The 15,819-nt window shown below is 48.8% G+C and carries 15 protein-coding genes; 7 read left to right on the top strand and 8 right to left on the bottom strand.

Going from position 1 to position 15,819, the window contains the following annotated elements; translation table 11 throughout:
• Positions 1-8: 8 nt before the first annotated feature.
• Entirely contained in the window at positions 9-983 is a 975-nt protein-coding gene (locus tag ACXAC1_RS06915) for a TRAP transporter substrate-binding protein (protein WP_475060260.1), read from the top strand.
• Between the two features lie 116 nt (positions 984-1,099).
• Here the strand turns inward: ACXAC1_RS06915 and ACXAC1_RS06910 are convergent, their stop codons facing one another.
• From ACXAC1_RS06910 to ACXAC1_RS06895, 4 genes are all read right to left on the bottom strand, one after another.
• On the bottom strand, positions 1,100-2,116 hold the full coding sequence (locus ACXAC1_RS06910) for an Ldh family oxidoreductase (RefSeq protein WP_475060258.1): 1,017 nt from the start codon (positions 2,114-2,116) through the stop codon (positions 1,100-1,102).
• Positions 2,117-2,183: 67 nt separating this feature from the next.
• On the bottom strand, positions 2,184-3,437 hold the full coding sequence (locus tag ACXAC1_RS06905) for an NAD(P)/FAD-dependent oxidoreductase (protein WP_475060255.1): 1,254 nt from the start codon (positions 3,435-3,437) through the stop codon (positions 2,184-2,186).
• 51 nt (positions 3,438-3,488) lie between these two features.
• Positions 3,489-4,433, bottom strand: a complete 945-nt coding sequence (locus ACXAC1_RS06900) for a 4-hydroxyproline epimerase (RefSeq protein WP_475060253.1) — start codon at positions 4,431-4,433, stop codon at positions 3,489-3,491.
• Positions 4,424-5,383, bottom strand: coding sequence for a dihydrodipicolinate synthase family protein (locus ACXAC1_RS06895; RefSeq protein WP_475060250.1), 960 nt, complete (start codon positions 5,381-5,383; stop codon positions 4,424-4,426). The genes ACXAC1_RS06900 and ACXAC1_RS06895 overlap by 10 nt, the downstream gene beginning before the upstream one ends.
• Positions 5,384-5,645: 262 nt before the next feature.
• On the opposite strand from ACXAC1_RS06895, the gene ACXAC1_RS06890 reads away from it, so the two are divergent.
• From ACXAC1_RS06890 to ACXAC1_RS06875, 4 genes are all read left to right on the top strand, one after another.
• Positions 5,646-6,248, top strand: a complete 603-nt coding sequence (locus ACXAC1_RS06890) for a TetR/AcrR family transcriptional regulator (RefSeq protein WP_133561473.1) — start codon at positions 5,646-5,648, stop codon at positions 6,246-6,248.
• Between the two features lie 84 nt (positions 6,249-6,332).
• A complete protein-coding gene (gene hemF / locus ACXAC1_RS06885) occupies positions 6,333-7,265 on the top strand; it encodes an oxygen-dependent coproporphyrinogen oxidase (RefSeq protein WP_280524918.1) in 933 nt (310 codons plus the stop codon).
• Between the two features lie 43 nt (positions 7,266-7,308).
• On the top strand, positions 7,309-8,109 hold the full coding sequence (gene aroE, locus ACXAC1_RS06880; RefSeq protein WP_475060248.1) for a shikimate dehydrogenase: 801 nt from the start codon (positions 7,309-7,311) through the stop codon (positions 8,107-8,109).
• 174 nt (positions 8,110-8,283) lie between these two features.
• Entirely contained in the window at positions 8,284-9,441 is a 1,158-nt protein-coding gene (locus tag ACXAC1_RS06875) for a GNAT family N-acetyltransferase (RefSeq protein ID WP_475060245.1), read from the top strand.
• 184 nt (positions 9,442-9,625) lie between these two features.
• Here the strand turns inward: ACXAC1_RS06875 and hmpA are convergent, their stop codons facing one another.
• Positions 9,626-10,819, bottom strand: a complete 1,194-nt coding sequence (gene hmpA / locus ACXAC1_RS06870) for an NO-inducible flavohemoprotein (protein ID WP_475060243.1) — start codon at positions 10,817-10,819, stop codon at positions 9,626-9,628.
• Positions 10,820-11,036: 217 nt separating this feature from the next.
• Between hmpA and norR the strand changes: the two genes are divergently transcribed.
• Positions 11,037-12,611: a nitric oxide reductase transcriptional regulator NorR gene (norR, locus tag ACXAC1_RS06865; protein WP_475060241.1), complete on the top strand. Its 1,575-nt coding sequence runs from the start codon at positions 11,037-11,039 to the stop codon at positions 12,609-12,611.
• 11 nt (positions 12,612-12,622) lie between these two features.
• Here norR and ACXAC1_RS06860 read toward each other — a convergent pair whose 3' ends face one another.
• Positions 12,623-13,063, bottom strand: a complete 441-nt coding sequence (locus ACXAC1_RS06860) for a globin domain-containing protein (RefSeq protein ID WP_475060239.1) — start codon at positions 13,061-13,063, stop codon at positions 12,623-12,625.
• A complete protein-coding gene (locus ACXAC1_RS06855) occupies positions 13,056-13,253 on the bottom strand; it encodes a hypothetical protein (RefSeq protein WP_133561460.1) in 198 nt (65 codons plus the stop codon). The genes ACXAC1_RS06860 and ACXAC1_RS06855 overlap by 8 nt, the downstream gene beginning before the upstream one ends.
• Before the next feature lie 392 nt (positions 13,254-13,645).
• Between ACXAC1_RS06855 and ACXAC1_RS06850 the strand changes: the two genes are divergently transcribed.
• Complete coding sequence (locus ACXAC1_RS06850; RefSeq protein WP_475063795.1) at positions 13,646-14,932, top strand: MATE family efflux transporter; 1,287 nt, start codon at positions 13,646-13,648, stop codon at positions 14,930-14,932.
• Here the strand turns inward: ACXAC1_RS06850 and ACXAC1_RS06845 are convergent.
• The gene (locus ACXAC1_RS06845) at positions 14,922-15,695 is read right to left on the bottom strand and encodes an FCD domain-containing protein (protein WP_133561458.1); all 774 of its coding nucleotides are present in this window, start codon (positions 15,693-15,695) and stop codon (positions 14,922-14,924) included. The genes ACXAC1_RS06850 and ACXAC1_RS06845 overlap by 11 nt on opposite strands.
• Positions 15,696-15,819: the final 124 nt, after the last annotated feature.

The raw sequence follows: 15,819 nt of genomic DNA, 5'->3' as shown, positions 1-15,819 counted from the left end.
GTATTAATATGAAAAAACTCATCGCAATCTCGTCTCTCCTGATCAGCTCATTTGCCGCTAATGCGGCGTCTGTGAACATCGCATTGGATACCAACCCAGATCGAGATAAATCAGGTTCGTATCGTTATGCCGATAATTTGCTGACAGCGCTTGGCGAGCAAGGCTGGGACACCGATTACTTCGCTCGCGATACCATTGGTGGAGAGGACGAGCGTCTTGACCAAATTCGTTCAGGTATTCTGGATCTGTCTTTGTCTAAGTATTCGGCTGCGACGCAGTTCATTCCTGAAATGCAGGTATTACAGCTGCCTTACACGTTCCGTGACTCTGATCATCAGCTAGCGTTCATGCTGGAGAGTGATTACCTAGAGAAAGTAAATGACCAGTTAGCGTCTGAAGGCATGCGTGTGATGGCGATTGTGCCAACCGGTGGCTTCCTAGGTATCTTTAACAACCAAAAAACGGTTAAGAATGCAGCGGATATGGCTGGCCTACGTATGCGCGCGTTGGACCCAGCGCAGTTGGAGATGTTTGAAATGATGGGGGCAAGTGGTGTTGTGATTCCTTTCTCAGAAGTACCGAATGCGTTGCAAACAGGGATTGCTGATGGCTACATCAATGCTTCTTCTGTTCCTCTTATGTTTGGTCAAACCGATTTGCTGGACTACTTCACTGACGCTAAATTGATCATGTCTGCGCGATTGGTGCTGGCATCAGATTACTGGTGGGAAAGCCTATCTGATGAAGAAAAAGCAGAATTCAATGAGGCATCTGTGGCCGCGCAAAAAGAAGTATTCGCGTGGATCAATAAATCAGAAATAGAGCATCAGAACGAACTTGTCGAAGCTGGTATTGAAGTCTACGAGCCAACGGCCGAAGACCTACAATCTTTTAAAGACTCGACTGCAGAGATGAGCCAACATATTAAAGGTGTGAGTGTTGACCGTGTTAAAGAAATCCAAGCGATGATTGCTGAGTACTAGTACTAAATTACACAAAAGAAAAGCGGTGTGGGATGTCCTACACCGCTTTTTTGGTTGCCCCTTCCATTCCTACCTGTCGGAGCAACGAACCTGGTATCCAGCTTAAGTCGATGGATTTAAGCCTTGAGTGCGACTAAATCGTCGTAAAGCGCTTTGGGGATTTCCACTGCGTCACGCTCCGTGTTAAACGCCTGTGCGGCTTGGCGACGCTGAGAAGGTAGACGTGCCCCTTGGTCGATGACGTCCGCAAATAAGCGTTCCGCTCGGTCATTGTTTTCGGCCACTCGACCGCCACTCAATAAATATGGATCGAAGGCAAGGATGATTTCACCATGATAAGGTGCTTCTGGTTTGCCGCCAGCAGCTTCCATACTTTCTTTGCTGGTGAGGTCATCGATCAATGGGCCAGCCATCAATTCAATCATCAGTGAAAGCGCAGAGCCTTTATGGCCACCAAAGGTCAACATGGCACCGTCCATTGCTGCTTCGGCGTCGGTGGTTGGTTGCCCGTCTTTATCTATTGCGACACCTTCTGGTAATGGCTTACCGGCGCGGCGGTATAACTCAATTTCACCTCGTGCGAACTGACTGGTAGCAAAATCGAATGTAAACGGTGCTTTACCCTGACGTGGCCAACTGAATGCAAACGGATTTGTACCCAATAAGCCGCGTGTGCCGCCAGCTGGAGCCACCCAAGCGTGGCTTGGTAGCATTGCCATGCTGGCTAAGCCTGCTTCGGAGAGCATTTCCACTTCTGGCCAAAGCGCAGAAAAGTGGAAGCAGCGATTGATGGCCAGTGCTGCGACGCCATTTTTCTTCGCTTTTTCAATCAACATAGGCATCGCGACTTTCATTGCGAGTAATGAAATGCCGTCATTTGCGTCGGCTCGAACCACTGCTGGGCCAGCATCGGTAATGGTGGGGTCAGCCGTACCGCTGACGCGTCCTGAACGAATGCTCTCGGTACACATAAATAGGCGGTATAAACCGTGCGACTGACAATCGCCAAGTTGGTTCGTGTAGATGATGTCGGTAATGGCTTGAGCATGAGCTTCATTGAAGCCATTACTGGTTAGTACAGACTCACTTAGCTCGCGTACTTCCGCCAAGCTAAGGGTAATGTTCTCGCTCATGGAATCTCCGTCCGTCACAGGATGTTGATATAGGATTAAAGCATACTACGTATACTGGATACAAAGTTTATGAAAAGCGTTGTGCAGAGTACGCAGATATCGAAATACTTGGGTTGTGCCCCATAACTAAGTCATGCACCAACTCTGCGGTACCGGCTGCTTGGGTAAGCCCCAAATGCCCATGGCCAAAGGCATAGATAACTCTTGAACAGTCCTTGGCAAAGCCGATCACTGGCAAGCTGTCTGGCATTGAGGGACGAAAGCCCATCCATTGTTCGCCCCGCTCTGTTTTGAGTCCTGGCAAAAATTTCGCTGCTTTATCTAACAGGATCTTAGAGCGCTGGTAATTGGGCGCAAGGGACAGTCCGCCTAATTCCACTGCCCCACCAATACGGACACCGTCTCCCGCTTTGGTCACCACAAAGCCATGATTACTAAAGGTAATGTGGGTCTTTAGCTCAAAAGCACCGGCAGGCAGGGTCGTGTTGTACCCTCTTTCTGTATCAAGAGGTACATTGTCACCTAATTGCGAAGCGAGTTGCTTTGACCAAGCGCCCGCAGCGATCACCAGTTGGCGCCCTTGGAAGCAGTGGCCTTCGGTAAATACCACTACGTAATCGGTTTGAGGTGCGATGGCGTCAACCTGATGGCACTGGATCTCGCCACCTTTCTCTATAAAAGCATTGGCAAGATGCTCAGTCCAAGTTTTTGGATGGACGACGTTTTTCCACTCTGGGGTAAAGCCCGCATGAGTAAAGCGCGGATCAATACCGGGTTGAATCTTGGCGATGGCTTCAGGGCTCTCGAGTAGCTCAAATTTGACACCATGAGCCTTACGCGTTTGCCAACTTGGCCAAGCGGCTTGAAACTCGGTAGCCCCTTCATATAACTGTAACTGGCCTTCTCCGCGAATGAGGTGTTCCCCATCAACCGCTTTAATTTGACGTTCTAAAGCGGCTTTTGACAGTTCCATCAAGTCGGCTTGGGCTTTGAGCGCCGCCGCATAGCGGTCTTTCCAGCTAGCACGCCAAAAATGCATCATCCAAGGTAAGATTTTAAAAGCATAGGCTGGGCGAATCGACAAAGGGCCCAGTGGATCGAGCAACCATTTGGGGGCTTTGCGCATAATTCCAGGTGTTGCCAACGGAATGACATCGGCAAAGGCAAACGCCCCCGCATTGCCTGCGGAGGTTTCAGCTGCGACGCCTTTGCTGTCTAACACCAGAACTCGCTTGCCTTCTTGTTGTAACTTTAACGCACTACTAATGCCGATAATGCCGGCACCAATGACGATCACGTCATACATAGGAGAATCACTCACAGCCCACCTCAACGAGAAAAATCCGATATAAAAACGATTAACCGCGTGCCATCACACGGTTAATGTCACTCCATGGCGCAGTGGGTCTGTGGGATTCACGACCATTTTTGCTTCTCGAGTAATAAATGCTTGCCCAGTAATAGAAGGGATAATGCCACCTGCTTGGCTACTTGTTTGGTAACTTAAGGTGTAGCCACTGCCAATGGTGCTTTCTTGGTAAATTTCCTCGCCTGGCGCTAAACGGTTATCGGCCGCCAAACAGGACAAGCGCGCCGAACTACCCGTACCACAAGGGGAGCGGTCGTAGGCATCATCTGGACACAATACGAAGTTACGGGTGTGACCCTTATCCGTTAACGCCGGTCCATAGAACACGATATGGTCAATGATGCCGCCATGTTCCCCTTCGATGCCGTTGGCATAGATGGTTTCTCTGACCTTAATACCCACCTCGGTGAGGGTACGAATATTGTTTGGCAGAACTGGGGTTGGACTGTCATCGACAATAAAAAACCAGTTGCCACCGTAGGCAATGTCCCCTACCACTTTACCCACGCCTTCTACATCCAGCTCGACGCCTTTCTTAAAGCGGTAACTTTCGATGTTTTGCACAGTAACGGTGTTTTTGTCGCTTAACGTGACTTCGACAATGCCCACTGGTGTCTCGATCTTGTGAGTGCCGACACCGATCTTGCCAATATGAGCCAGCGTTGCGGCTAGGCCAATGGTGCCGTGACCACACATACCAATAACGGCCGCGGCATCAAAGTAAATCACGCCGGTGACACAGCTCGGATCGGTAGGCTCTACCAATAGCGCGCCGACCATGGCTTCTTGTCCGTAGGGTTCTACTACTAAGGAGCGGTAAAAATCCTTATGTTCTGTTGCAAGACGTTTCGCCCGATCTGACAAAGGCCCTGATCCAAGATCAGGGCCTCCTTCTAGAATCACTCGGGTCGGTTCGCCTTCAGTATGGCTATCGACAACTACAAGCATTGAGCAATCACTCCACCTTGTTTAGACCAGTCCGCAAACCAAGCTTTGAACAGCGAGTACTGTTGTTCACAGTAGTGGCGCTGAGCATCGTTCAGTTCATCTGTTTCGTTGAAGTGTAAGCGATACTCTTCTTCACCGTTTAGGACAAGCAGATATTTGAAGAACAGTACCAACTCTGGGCCTTCGTCAAAACTTGCCAAGACGCTAAACGCTTCTTCCAACTCTTTGGCACGAACGCGCGCTTCCGCATTGCCTTGCGCTGCCATGCGAGAAAGATTGGCAAGCAACAACACTTCTTTAGGTAACGCGGTACCGATACCCGTGATAGCACCTACCGCACCACAGTTAACGAAACCGTGGAATACCGCCGTATCCACACCCACCATCAACAAGACTTCGTCGTCTTTAGAAGTAATGTTTTCTGCTGCGTAACGTAGGTCTGCATCGCCACCAAATTCTTTGAAACCGATGAGATTTGGATGCTCAGAACGCAGGTTGAAGAACAAATCTGCGCGTGTTGCAAAGCCGTACACAGGGCTGTTGTAAATGATCGCTGGTACATCTGGTGCCGCTTCTAGGATCGCTTTGAAATGATGACGCTGAGCCTCAATCACAGTGCCGCGTGACAGCACGCGAGGAATGACCATCACACCCGCTGCCCCTACTTTTTGTGCATGCGCTGCATGCGCCACAGCGGACTTCGTATTGATCGCGCCAGTACCCACCACAACAGGGATACCCGCTTTCACAAGGCGCTCCACACCTTCCATACGCTCTTCATCTGTTAACAATGGCCAGTCACCCATGGAGCCGCAGTAGACCACTGCTGACATACCCGCTGCGATCATTTCATGGCCTTTCTTAACCAATGCATCGTAATCCGGAGTACGGTCGGCTTTGCATGGTGTCATTAGAGCTGGCATAACGCCGTTGAATACGTCTTTGTTCATGGAGGAATCCTCATGGGAAAATAATTATGTATTTTGTATCCAAAATTACGCCCCGCTCATTCTAGAGTCAATAATGTTGTTCAAAAAAAATTCAAAATGAGTAAGGGTTACTAGAAGTGATTTTTTTATAAAAGAGGTAATTTTTTTGTAGGAAAGTCAGAAAAATTAATCATTTAGCTTATAAAGTAGGACTATGTCTCTATCTTCTGATAGGGTTTTAGTGGTGAAAATACGATCAAGCACAGCATAAGGAGCGAGCGAAATGGATATGCAGTCCACCTTAGATGCCCCCACAAAACCAGAAAACCCAACCAAGGTGAAGATTCTGGATGTGGCCGAGCAGGCGATTATTGAACATGGCTATAAGTCGATGAGTTTTCGCGATGTGGCGGCAGCAGTGGGGATCAAAAGTGCGAGTGTTCACTACCATTTTCCAACCAAAGGGGATCTGGCTACAGCCGTGATGCGACGTCATCGAGAAACCTTTGAGCAAGGCCTAAAACTGCCTAAGAAAAAACGACAAGCAGCGCAGAAAGCACTGAATAAGTTTATTGATGCCATGGCAAAAGAAACGGTCAAGCAGGATGTGTTGGGCTTATCAACGGTCCTGACAGCAGAGAAAAGTCTGCTAGATGAGGCAACCCAAGCAGAGCTTACCGCTTTTTACGAGTTGAAAATGGATTGGTTGTCGACCGTGGTGTCGTACATGAAAAAAGACTGGATGCCGACCGAAGAAGCACGTGCCTACGCCAGTCAAATTCTCGCTAGCCTACATGGTGCGACGGTTGTGGCCTCTGCAACGGGCAAGGCAGAAGAGTTTGAATTAGCGGTTGCGCCTTGGCGTACCTTAGTAGATCGCATTTAAGCTTATTGCATTTCAGTCATTCTGTGTTGCCCTGTAAGAATGTTAGAATGCAGAGACTTTGTATCGGATGGATTGGAGCCCTGTGTGACTGTATTAACTGAGGATAAAATTGCTGCCGTCAAAACCTATTTGATGGGCCTGCAAGACCAGATTTGTCAGCGTCTTGAAGCGTTTGAGCCAGAGGCACGTTTTCATGAAGACGCTTGGCAACGTGATAACGGTGGCATGGGGCGTACGCGTGTGTTGGCGGGGGATGTCATCGAAAAAGGTGGGGTAAACTTCTCTCATGTTCGTGGCGATCGACTGCCTCCTTCAGCCACAGCAGACCGCCCAGAATTAGCTGGCGGCAGCTTTGAAGCCATGGGCGTTTCCTTAGTCATTCATCCGAATAATCCTTATGCCCCAACCTCTCACGCTAACGTGCGCTTGTTCGTGGTTCATAAAGAAGGGCTCGATCCCGTATGGTGGTTTGGTGGTGGCTTTGATCTGACCCCATATTACGGTGATGATGCAGACTGTATCCAATGGCACCAGCAAGCCTTCGACTCTCTTGCGCCATTTGGCGAGGAGTATTACGACCGCTTCAAAGCCTGGTGTGATGAGTACTTCTTCTTAAAACATCGCCAAGAACATCGTGGTATCGGTGGTGTTTTCTTTGATGATTTCAATGAGTTACCGTTCGAAGAGAGCTTTGCCTTGATGCAAGCGGTCGGCAACGGCTACATTGAAGCTTATGAGCCTATCTTGGCTAAACACAAAGACACACCGTTTGGTGAGCGCGAGCGTGATTTCCAATTGCACCGTCGCGGTCGTTACGTGGAGTTTAATCTGGTATTTGACCGTGGTACCCACTTTGGTTTGCAAAGCGGCGCAGGTCGTACGGAATCCATCCTGATGTCGTTGCCACCGGAAGTAAAATGGACCTATGGCTACGAGCCTGAAGAAGGCAGCCCTGAAGCGGCGTTGACGGATTATTATCTCACTGGACGTGATTGGCTCAATCGCCACACAGCGTAATGGGTTCTATTAAGTAATATTTTTCTGAGTTAGAGGTTCTAAAGTGCAACAGCTTGCGGTTATCGGTAATCCAATTGAACACAGTAAATCCCCAGAAATCCATCATGCGTTTGCTGAGCAGCTGGGGCTGGCGGTGAACTATCGTAAAATCTTGGGCGATTTAGAAGGCTTTGAGCAGCAAGTGCGCGACTTCTTTGCCGACGGTGGGGTGGGCATGAACGTCACTGTTCCTTTCAAGCAGCGTGCCTTCGATATGTGCGACAAGCTAAGCAAGCGTGCTGAGCAGGCTGGCGCGGTGAATACGCTAATGATGGGCAAAAATGGCGAACTCTATGGCGACAACACCGATGGCGCGGGTATGGTGCGAGACATTGTTAAAGTGCTTGAGCAGCCGCTGAAAGACAAACGCATTTTGGTGATCGGTGCCGGTGGTGCAGTGCGCGGTGTGTTAGGGCCTGTGATGGCACAAAATCCTGATATCGTAGTGATTGCGAACCGAACGGTCGCGAAAGCCGAAGAACTGGCACTGCTTTTCAACTGCGACTATGCAAGCTTTGATGACCTAAAAGGACCTTTCGACATTATTATCAATGGTTCTTCTGCCAGCCTTGGCGGCGAGCTTCCTCCTTTGCAAGATAGCCTCGTGAACGATAAAACCTGGGTCTACGACATGGTCTATGGCGCGGAACCAACCGTATTTATGCAGTGGGCCTTTGCTCGTGGTGCGCAAGGTGCCGATGGTTTAGGAATGTTGGTTGGCCAAGCGGCGGAAGCCTTCTTTATGTGGCTGCACCAGCGCCCAGCTCAAGCACCAGTGATTGAAAAGCTTCGTGCTGAGATGTAAGGCATTCGGCTGGCTTTTAGATCACAAACTCTCTTCGCACTGACTAAACGGCACATCCATGTGCCTATTAGTCAGCGTCGTCATCCTGACGACTGTGCTCAGATGAGTTTATGATCTTTGTTAGGCTGTTTAGTCGACTTGTAGATTGAAAGATCCAAAATGAATGGAGGTCCTATGAAAGCACAATGGTTCGCATCGGTAGCCGATATTGGCTACGAGCGCTGGCAACAAGCCATTGGTGAGACCTCTTACCCTTTTGCGCAGTATGCGTTTTACCAAGCTTTGGAAGAACATGGCTGTCTAGGCGATGGTACAGGCTGGTATCCAGAGTATTTGCTGGTGATGGAAGATGATGACGCGCCATTAGCCATTGCCCCAACCTTCTTGAAAACCCATTCTCACGGGGAATTCGTGTTTGATTGGTCTTGGGCCGATGCTTATCAACGCTATGGTTATCAGTATTACCCAAAGCGCGTTTGGGCGGTGCCTTACTCTCCGGTGACGGGCCCACGCTTATTTACCCATCTTGATCCAACCGGGCATTCGGAAGAATACGTGTCTTTGTACGCGGCGCTGGCGCCTGTTATCACTCAAGCTAACCAAGAGCGTGAGTTTTCCAGCTGGCACTTACTGTTTTGTCGTGAGCTCTTGGCCGAGCATTTAGGGCAATCCGATGAGTATCTGCACCGTATTTCCTGCCAGTTTCATTGGTTTAACAAAGGCTATCAGTCCATGGAGGACTACTTTAGCCACTTCTCCAGCCGTAAGCGTAAAAGTGCCCGCAAAGAGCGTGATAAGATCGCTCAGCAGGGCCTTCGTTTAGAGCGCAAGCTGGGTCCTGAATTAACGCCTGAAGAAGTGCAATTCTTCTATGCTTGCTATCAAAGCACCTATGCCAAACGCGGTCAGACGGGTTATTTAAGCGAAGCTTTCTTTCAACAGCTGGTGAAAAGTATGGCCGAGCAGATCCTATTGGTGCTGGCGTACAAAGGCGATCAGCCGGTAGGCGCTTCTTGGTGTTTCTTCGACAATCACTCACTTTATGGTCGCTATTGGGGTTGTATCGAGGAATTTGACTGCCTGCACTTTGAAGCCTGTTACTACCAAGGTATCGAATTCTGTATTGAAAAAGGGTTACAGCATTTTGATCCAGGCACTCAAGGGGAACACAAAATCGCCCGTGGCTTTGAGCCCGTGTTTAGCCACAGCGTACATTACATCGACAATCCCGGCTTTCGCGATGCCATCGGCAACTTCTGCCAAGAAGAAGCCAAAGCAGTACGTGAGTACCATCAAGATACCCTCGCGTTATTGCCGTTTAAGCAGGGTTAACCCCACGTATGTGATGCATACTCCCATGCAGTTCAATTGGCTTGCGCATATCTCTGGTTGCGAGTTATGACAGAATCCTAAGCCTTAAGACCAGCCGTCAGGATGACGGCGTAGGCTCAATCGGCACATGGATGTGCCGTCTGAGCCGGGTCGAAGGCTGGATTTTGTCTATTTACCGAGGTGCCTAAAAACTTTGATGTGGGCCAAAGACTTCGTAATGGATGCGATCATCGCTGACGCCAAGGCTGAGCAGTTGTTCTTTGATAAACATCATAAAGCCGACTGGGCCACACAAGTAGAAATCACCGTCTGTTAGCGGCAGGATTTCTGAGATCTGTCCTAGCTGCATTTGGCCTGCTAAGACACGCTCAGCATTCTCTGGCGCATCGTTTTCCAACCAAGTGTAGTGAGTCAGGTTGAGCGTCTCAGTCAAACCTGCCACATGCTCTGCAAACGAGTGTTGCTGTGGGTTACGGCAAGCGTGTAGGTAGAAAACTGGGTTCTGGCTACCTTGACTTGCTAAGGTATCAAGTATGGCATTCATTGGAGTTAAACCAACGCCTGCGGAGATTAAAACCACTGGGCGTTGGCGTTCTTGGTAATGGAAGTCGCCTGCAGGTGGCATTAATTCGACTTCATCGCCCTCTTCGATACTGTCGTGTAGGTAGTTGGAAACCACACCATTTTTTACGTCTCCTAGCTCACGCTTGACGCTGATGCGGTAGCTTTGACCGTTCGCTGCGGTAGAAAGGCTGTACTGGCGGATCTCATCAAACTCATGGTTGTTCGGGTGAACTTTGATACCTAAGTACTGACCAGGCTGGAAGTCCACCACATTACCACCGTCAACGGGTACAAATGTAAAGCTTGTGACCAATTCAGATTCAGTTTGCTTTTTGGCAACGCGGAATTTTCGGAAGCCTTCCCAACCGCCGTTTTTCGCTGCATTGGCTTTGTACAGGTCGCCTTCGATTTGGATAAAGATATCAGCCAGTTGCTGGTAGGCTGCGCCCCATGCTTCTTCAATATCTGGTGTGAAAGCGTCACCGAGTAGCTCACGTAGGGTTTCAATCAGATGGTGGCCGACGATAGCGTATTGATCCGCTTGAATGTTAAAGCTGGTGTGTTTATGAGCAATGCGCATCACCGCGCCAGTGAGCACTTCTAGGTTATCGATATGAGTAGCGTAAGCGGCAATAGCATTAAACAGCGCGGCTGGCTGGCGTCCTGTGGCTTGGTGCGACATATTGAATACGTCTTTTAGCTCAGGGTTATGGGTAAACATACGGATGTAAAAGTGTTCAGTAATGGCGGTGCCAGCGGATGCTAGAACAGGAATGGTTGCCTTAACGGTATCGATATGAGTTTGAGAAAGCATTTAACGTCTCCACTGTAAGTAGGTGTTTCAAGGGCTCTAAACATGAGCTATTTGATTTACTTATAGCGAATTTAATGCCAAAAAATAAAACCTATATAAATCATATGTTTACTGTTTTTTATAAATCTGATTTATGTCAAAGTGACACGTTTTATCTAGTGTCATTTTAATCCTTTCGAGTCATAATGACTCTTATCTGATAAATACGAGTTATGTCATGATTTCCACGGATGCTTTGCTGCGTTTTGCTCTGGATTTGGCCAGCGCTGTTACCCTAGAAGATCGCTTTGAGCGACTGATTCGCGCTATACGCGCAGCCGTTGATTGTGATGCGGTGGTTTTGTTAGAGCGTAAAGGTGATTTGCTATTGCCACTGGCCCAGCAGGGCTTGATGGACGATGTGATGGGGCGTCGCTTTAACATTTGCGAGCATCCACGCTTTACCGAGATCTGCGATGCGTATCAACCGGTACGCTTTCCGACTGGCTGCACCCTTCCCGATCCCTACGATGGCATGGTGTCTGGTTTTGATGATGGCCTGCCCGTTCATGCCTGCATGGGCATTCCTTTGTACGTGCAAGGCAATATGCTTGGGGTGGTGACGCTCGACAGTATGACGCCTGGAGCGTTTGACTCGATTGATGCCCGAGCTTTGGAAATTGTTGGTACCATGGCCGCGATGAGCTTAAATACCGCCATGTTGCTGGCGCGTTTGGAACGTAAGTCGAAACATGCCGAAGAATTGCTTGTCGAGCTCAGTGAAGAAGCTTTGAACAAAGAAGCCACGGAAATGATTGGTCAAAGCCAAGCCATGCTGACTTTGAAGCAGCACTTGGAGCTGGTCGCCCCTGCTGATCTGGCAGTATTGATCGAAGGCGAAACCGGTGTGGGTAAAGAGCTGGTCGCGCGTACCCTACATCGTGCTTCGAAGCGGGCTCAAGCACCTATGGTGTACGTAAACTGCGCCGCGATTCCGGAAAGCCTGATTGAGAGTGAGCTGTTTGGTCATGTTAAAGGGGCGTTTACTGGCGCGGATCGTGACCGTGTTGGTAAGTTCACCTTGGCTCACGGCGGCACTTTGTTTCTTGATGAAATTGGTGAACTGCCTCTGGAAGCCCAAGGCAGCCTGTTAAGGGCGATTCAAAATCAAGAAATCCAAGCCGTAGGCAAAGATAAGATCGAATACGTGGACGTGCGCATCATCGCGGCCACTAACCGAGATCTCAAACAAGAAGTGGCGGAAAAGCGCTTTCGCGCCGATTTATACCATCGCTTAAGTGTGTTTCCGATTACTGTGCCGCCTTTGCGCGAGCGTAATGGTGATGTACTGCTATTGGCGGGATTTTTCGCAGAACAATTGCGTCGTAAGTTCGGCCTGCAGCAATTAACCCTTTCCCCTAAAGCCAGTGAGTGGCTGAAAGCGTATCGTTGGCCTGGTAATGTTCGCGAGCTAGAACATGTCTTGTCTCGTGCGGCGTTATTGGCAAAAAGTAATACTAATCAAGGGATTACGAGAATTGAGCCCATGCATTTAACAGGGCTAGTGGACGCGTTTTCAGTGCCAAAAGAATCACTCCAAGCGTCGCCCGACAACGCAGAGTTAGATACAGCTGAGATCCACGATCTAAAACAGGCAACAGAAGATTTTCAACGTCAAACTATCCAACAGGCGTTGGATCAGGCGGGGCTGAATTGGGCGCAAGCCGCACGAGCACTGGCGATGGACCGTGCGAACTTGGTTCGTTTGGCTAAACGTTTAGGCATTGAAGTCACGAAACAACGTAACTCATAGTGCTAGCGCGCTTATTCAGATCCTTGGCCGTGCGTAGCTTGGCTCACCTGCTGAATACGTCCTGCCGGTACGCTAAACGCTGAGACTAAATAAGCTCGTAGCTCTTCTGGATAGCCAAGATCACGGATGGCATCAGACATGCAGTTAAGCCACATCAGGCGCTCTTTATCGTTCACTTTTAAGTGTGCGTGGGCCCGTGGCAAAGCGATTTGACCGTACTTTTTAGCGTACATTCGCTCACCGCCCATCCAGCCGTGCAGGAACAGCACCAATTTATCAATAGAGGTATCGATGGGCTGTGGGTGCATATCAAATAACGGACGGTAGTCTGATGTTTCCGCCATAATACGGTAAAAGTTATGCACCAGCTTCGTTAAGCCTTCCATGCCCCCTACCGCTTGCAGAGTCGCATCGCCCTCACCGAATGCCGGCTGAGTTGAAGCCTCAGTCATCTTGTTTGTTCGCCGCTGCTTTTTCTGACTTTTCTTTGTCCATTTTTATCGAGTTACGGTAGCCACCGAGCGCAGCCAATGCACCGATGATTAAGCTCATGTAAAATGGAATCTCAAACAGCATGGTAATACTGATAAAGACACAGCCTACTGCAAGGCCTTCTAAAATCGGCTTTAATGTTTTTTTCATAACCATTCCCCAAAATTTTCGCCGCCGAGTTTAGCAAAATACCGACCATTTTAAAGCAAATTGTGGAAAAAACGCTCAGTTATCCAGATGTCAATACATTTTGGTACAGACGTAACCTTTCCTGCTGGTCTGTGGATAACGATGCTTTTGTGGATATAAAAACACGATTTTATTCTACTTACAGTTGAAAACTGCCTAATATAAGCGGTTTTGTGTATAACAGACGATAATGTCCACAGGCTGATTGTTGTGCGAGTGGCGAATAGAGAAAATTAGTTATCCACAATTAGTGGATATTCACAGATTAGCAATTTCCGAGGCTTAGCTTGAGTTTTCAACAGCTTGTAAAGCGCTTTAAACGAGACGGTGAATTGAACCGCAAGATCTGGCATATGGCGTGGCCACCAATGGTGTCTAACATCACTACGCCTTTGTTGGGCTTAGTCGACACCGCGGTGGTGGGACATTTAGGCACTGCTATTCACCTTGGTGCGGTCGCGATTGGTGCTAGCATCTTTAGTTTCTTGTTTTGGGCATTTGGTTTTTTGCGCATGGGCTCTACTGGACTAACGGCTCAAGCGCTTGGCCGTGAAGATGGCCGACAAGTGCGTGCCTTGTTATTGCAGTCCCTTGCGATGGGGATTGGGATTGGTTTGCTGCTGATTGTGTTCCAAGCACCCATTATCGAATTGGCGATCTACTTTATGGCGCCAAGTGCAGAATTAGAGCCTTGGGCACGCGCTTATTGCGAAGCACGGATTTACAGTGCTCCTGCGGTGCTGGCGGGTTATGCCTTGATGGGCTGGTTCTTTGGCGTGCAATACTCCAAAGGCCCTCTTTGGATGCTATTGGTGATTAACCTAGCCAATATGGTGCTCGACTACATCGCAGTGTACCAATGGGAAATGGCCAGTGTTGGTGTGGCTTGGGCGACTGTCGCATCGCACTATTTGGGCGTAGTGTTTGCGCTGTTATTAGCTACGAAGCAGTTACAGCGTTTTGATGGTCATGTACCGCTAGTTGACCTTTCGAAATGGCGGACTTATATCGAATTGGTACAGGTAAATCGTTACTTGTTTGTGAGAACGATCTTGCTACTGACAGTAATGACCTTTTTTACCGCTCAAGGCGCACGTCAAGGGGATGCTATACTTGCTGCCAACGCGGTGCTTATGACCTTTTTAATGATTATCTCCAATGCCTTGGACGGTTTTGCCTTTTCCGTGGAAGCCCTATGTGGCGAATATCTTGGCCGTAAAAACCGCGAGCTGTTCCAAAAAGTTATCCGTTTATCGACCTATTGGGCAGTCGTCGCAGCCGTGCTTCTGATGCTGATTTTCACTGCTTTCGGTGGCTTAATTATTGATTTGCTGACCAGCGTTGAGTCGGTTCGAGCGCAAGCAAAACTGTACCTACCTTGGTTGATTGCTTTTCCTCTGTTGGGTATTTGGTCCTACATGCTCGACGGCATTTTCATCGGCACCACCAGTGTTAAGCAGATGCAAAACACCATGATTATCAGCGTTTTAGGGATCTTCTTCCCTTTATGGTTTATCACCCAAGGACTGGGTAATCATGGCCTCTGGCTCAGCATGGCGCTGTTCTTTATCGCCCGCGCCGTGACGCTGTGGTGGTGTTATCGCCGTAACCTTATAAAAGGTGTGTGGTTCAGCGATTAGCGTTTTCACTGCGTCGCAGGGAGCGTTGTATTCGCGATTCCTCGCGGCGCATCTTCAATAAATGGTCTTCGACAAAGACTAAATGCGAGTGTACGGCAGCGCGGGCTTCTTCCGGTTTGCCTGCCATGATCGCTTCATAAAGCGCTTTGTGTTGTGTCATGACTTGCCCGCGAGCCGCTTTCTTCTCAAACAAATTGCTTAAATTGGCGGAAATACTGTTCTCTAAAATCGCGAATAAGCTACGCAAGGTGTGCAATAACACGACATTGTGGGCGCATTCTGCGATGGCCATATGAAATTCAGCGTCTAGCTTGGACTCTTGCTGAGCATCCTGCTGGCGGTTTGCTTCTAATAAGGCTTCATAACGCTGAGTGAGCATCGCCTTGTCCGCATCGGTCGCACGCAGCGCTGCATAGTAAGCCGATAACCCTTCCAAAGCATCGCGAAACTCTAATTGATCATACAAAAACTCATCATGTGAACTTAACAGGGCTTGCAGCGGGTCGGTAAACGAAGAGCCGATCTGGTCGGATACGTAAGTCCCTCCACCGTGCTTGGTGGCCACCACGCCGCGAGCAGCCAGTTTTTGTATCGCTTCTCTTAATGATGGGCGTGACACTTCAAAGCGTTCTGCTAATTCTCGTTCTGGCGGTAATTTTTGCCCTGCTTTAAACGTACCGTCCAAAATCATACTTTCTAGCTCTTGCATGATGAGATCGGATATTTTGGTCTGTTTTGCTCGCTGAAAGGGGCGCTGAGTCATATTTTTCTCTTACTAGACGTATTGTTTTAAAAGATAAAATTATTATTGGTATGACCAATATTAAGCTTATCAACAGGGAAATAGAATTTTGTTAATAACCATAAAATTGGTAAAACCAGTAAAA

It is taken from the genome of Marinomonas sp. AWM4_232 (assembly GCF_056158325.1).
Note: the sequence above shows the minus strand (reverse complement) of the source record. Positions and strands in the feature narration are given on the sequence as shown.

Excerpts from the sequence above, each read along its gene's own strand:
- hmpA (WP_475060243.1), bottom strand. The coding sequence starts at position 10,819 with ATGCTTTCTCAAACTCATATCGATACCGTTAAGGCAACCATTCCTGTT.
- ACXAC1_RS06895 (WP_475060250.1), bottom strand. The coding sequence starts at position 5,383 with ATGAACAAAGACGTATTCAACGGCGTTATGCCAGCTCTAATGACACCA.
- ACXAC1_RS06890 (WP_133561473.1), top strand. The coding sequence starts at position 5,646 with ATGGATATGCAGTCCACCTTAGATGCCCCCACAAAACCAGAAAACCCA.
- ACXAC1_RS06875 (WP_475060245.1), top strand. The coding sequence starts at position 8,284 with ATGAAAGCACAATGGTTCGCATCGGTAGCCGATATTGGCTACGAGCGC.
- ACXAC1_RS06910 (WP_475060258.1), bottom strand. The coding sequence starts at position 2,116 with ATGAGCGAGAACATTACCCTTAGCTTGGCGGAAGTACGCGAGCTAAGT.
- ACXAC1_RS06915 (WP_475060260.1), top strand. The coding sequence starts at position 9 with ATGAAAAAACTCATCGCAATCTCGTCTCTCCTGATCAGCTCATTTGCC.
- ACXAC1_RS06845 (WP_133561458.1), bottom strand. The coding sequence starts at position 15,695 with ATGACTCAGCGCCCCTTTCAGCGAGCAAAACAGACCAAAATATCCGAT.
- norR (WP_475060241.1), top strand. The coding sequence starts at position 11,037 with ATGATTTCCACGGATGCTTTGCTGCGTTTTGCTCTGGATTTGGCCAGC.
- ACXAC1_RS06855 (WP_133561460.1), bottom strand. The coding sequence starts at position 13,253 with ATGAAAAAAACATTAAAGCCGATTTTAGAAGGCCTTGCAGTAGGCTGT.
- ACXAC1_RS06850 (WP_475063795.1), top strand. The coding sequence starts at position 13,646 with ATGGCGTGGCCACCAATGGTGTCTAACATCACTACGCCTTTGTTGGGC.
- ACXAC1_RS06900 (WP_475060253.1), bottom strand. The coding sequence starts at position 4,433 with ATGCTTGTAGTTGTCGATAGCCATACTGAAGGCGAACCGACCCGAGTG.
- ACXAC1_RS06860 (WP_475060239.1), bottom strand. The coding sequence starts at position 13,063 with ATGACTGAGGCTTCAACTCAGCCGGCATTCGGTGAGGGCGATGCGACT.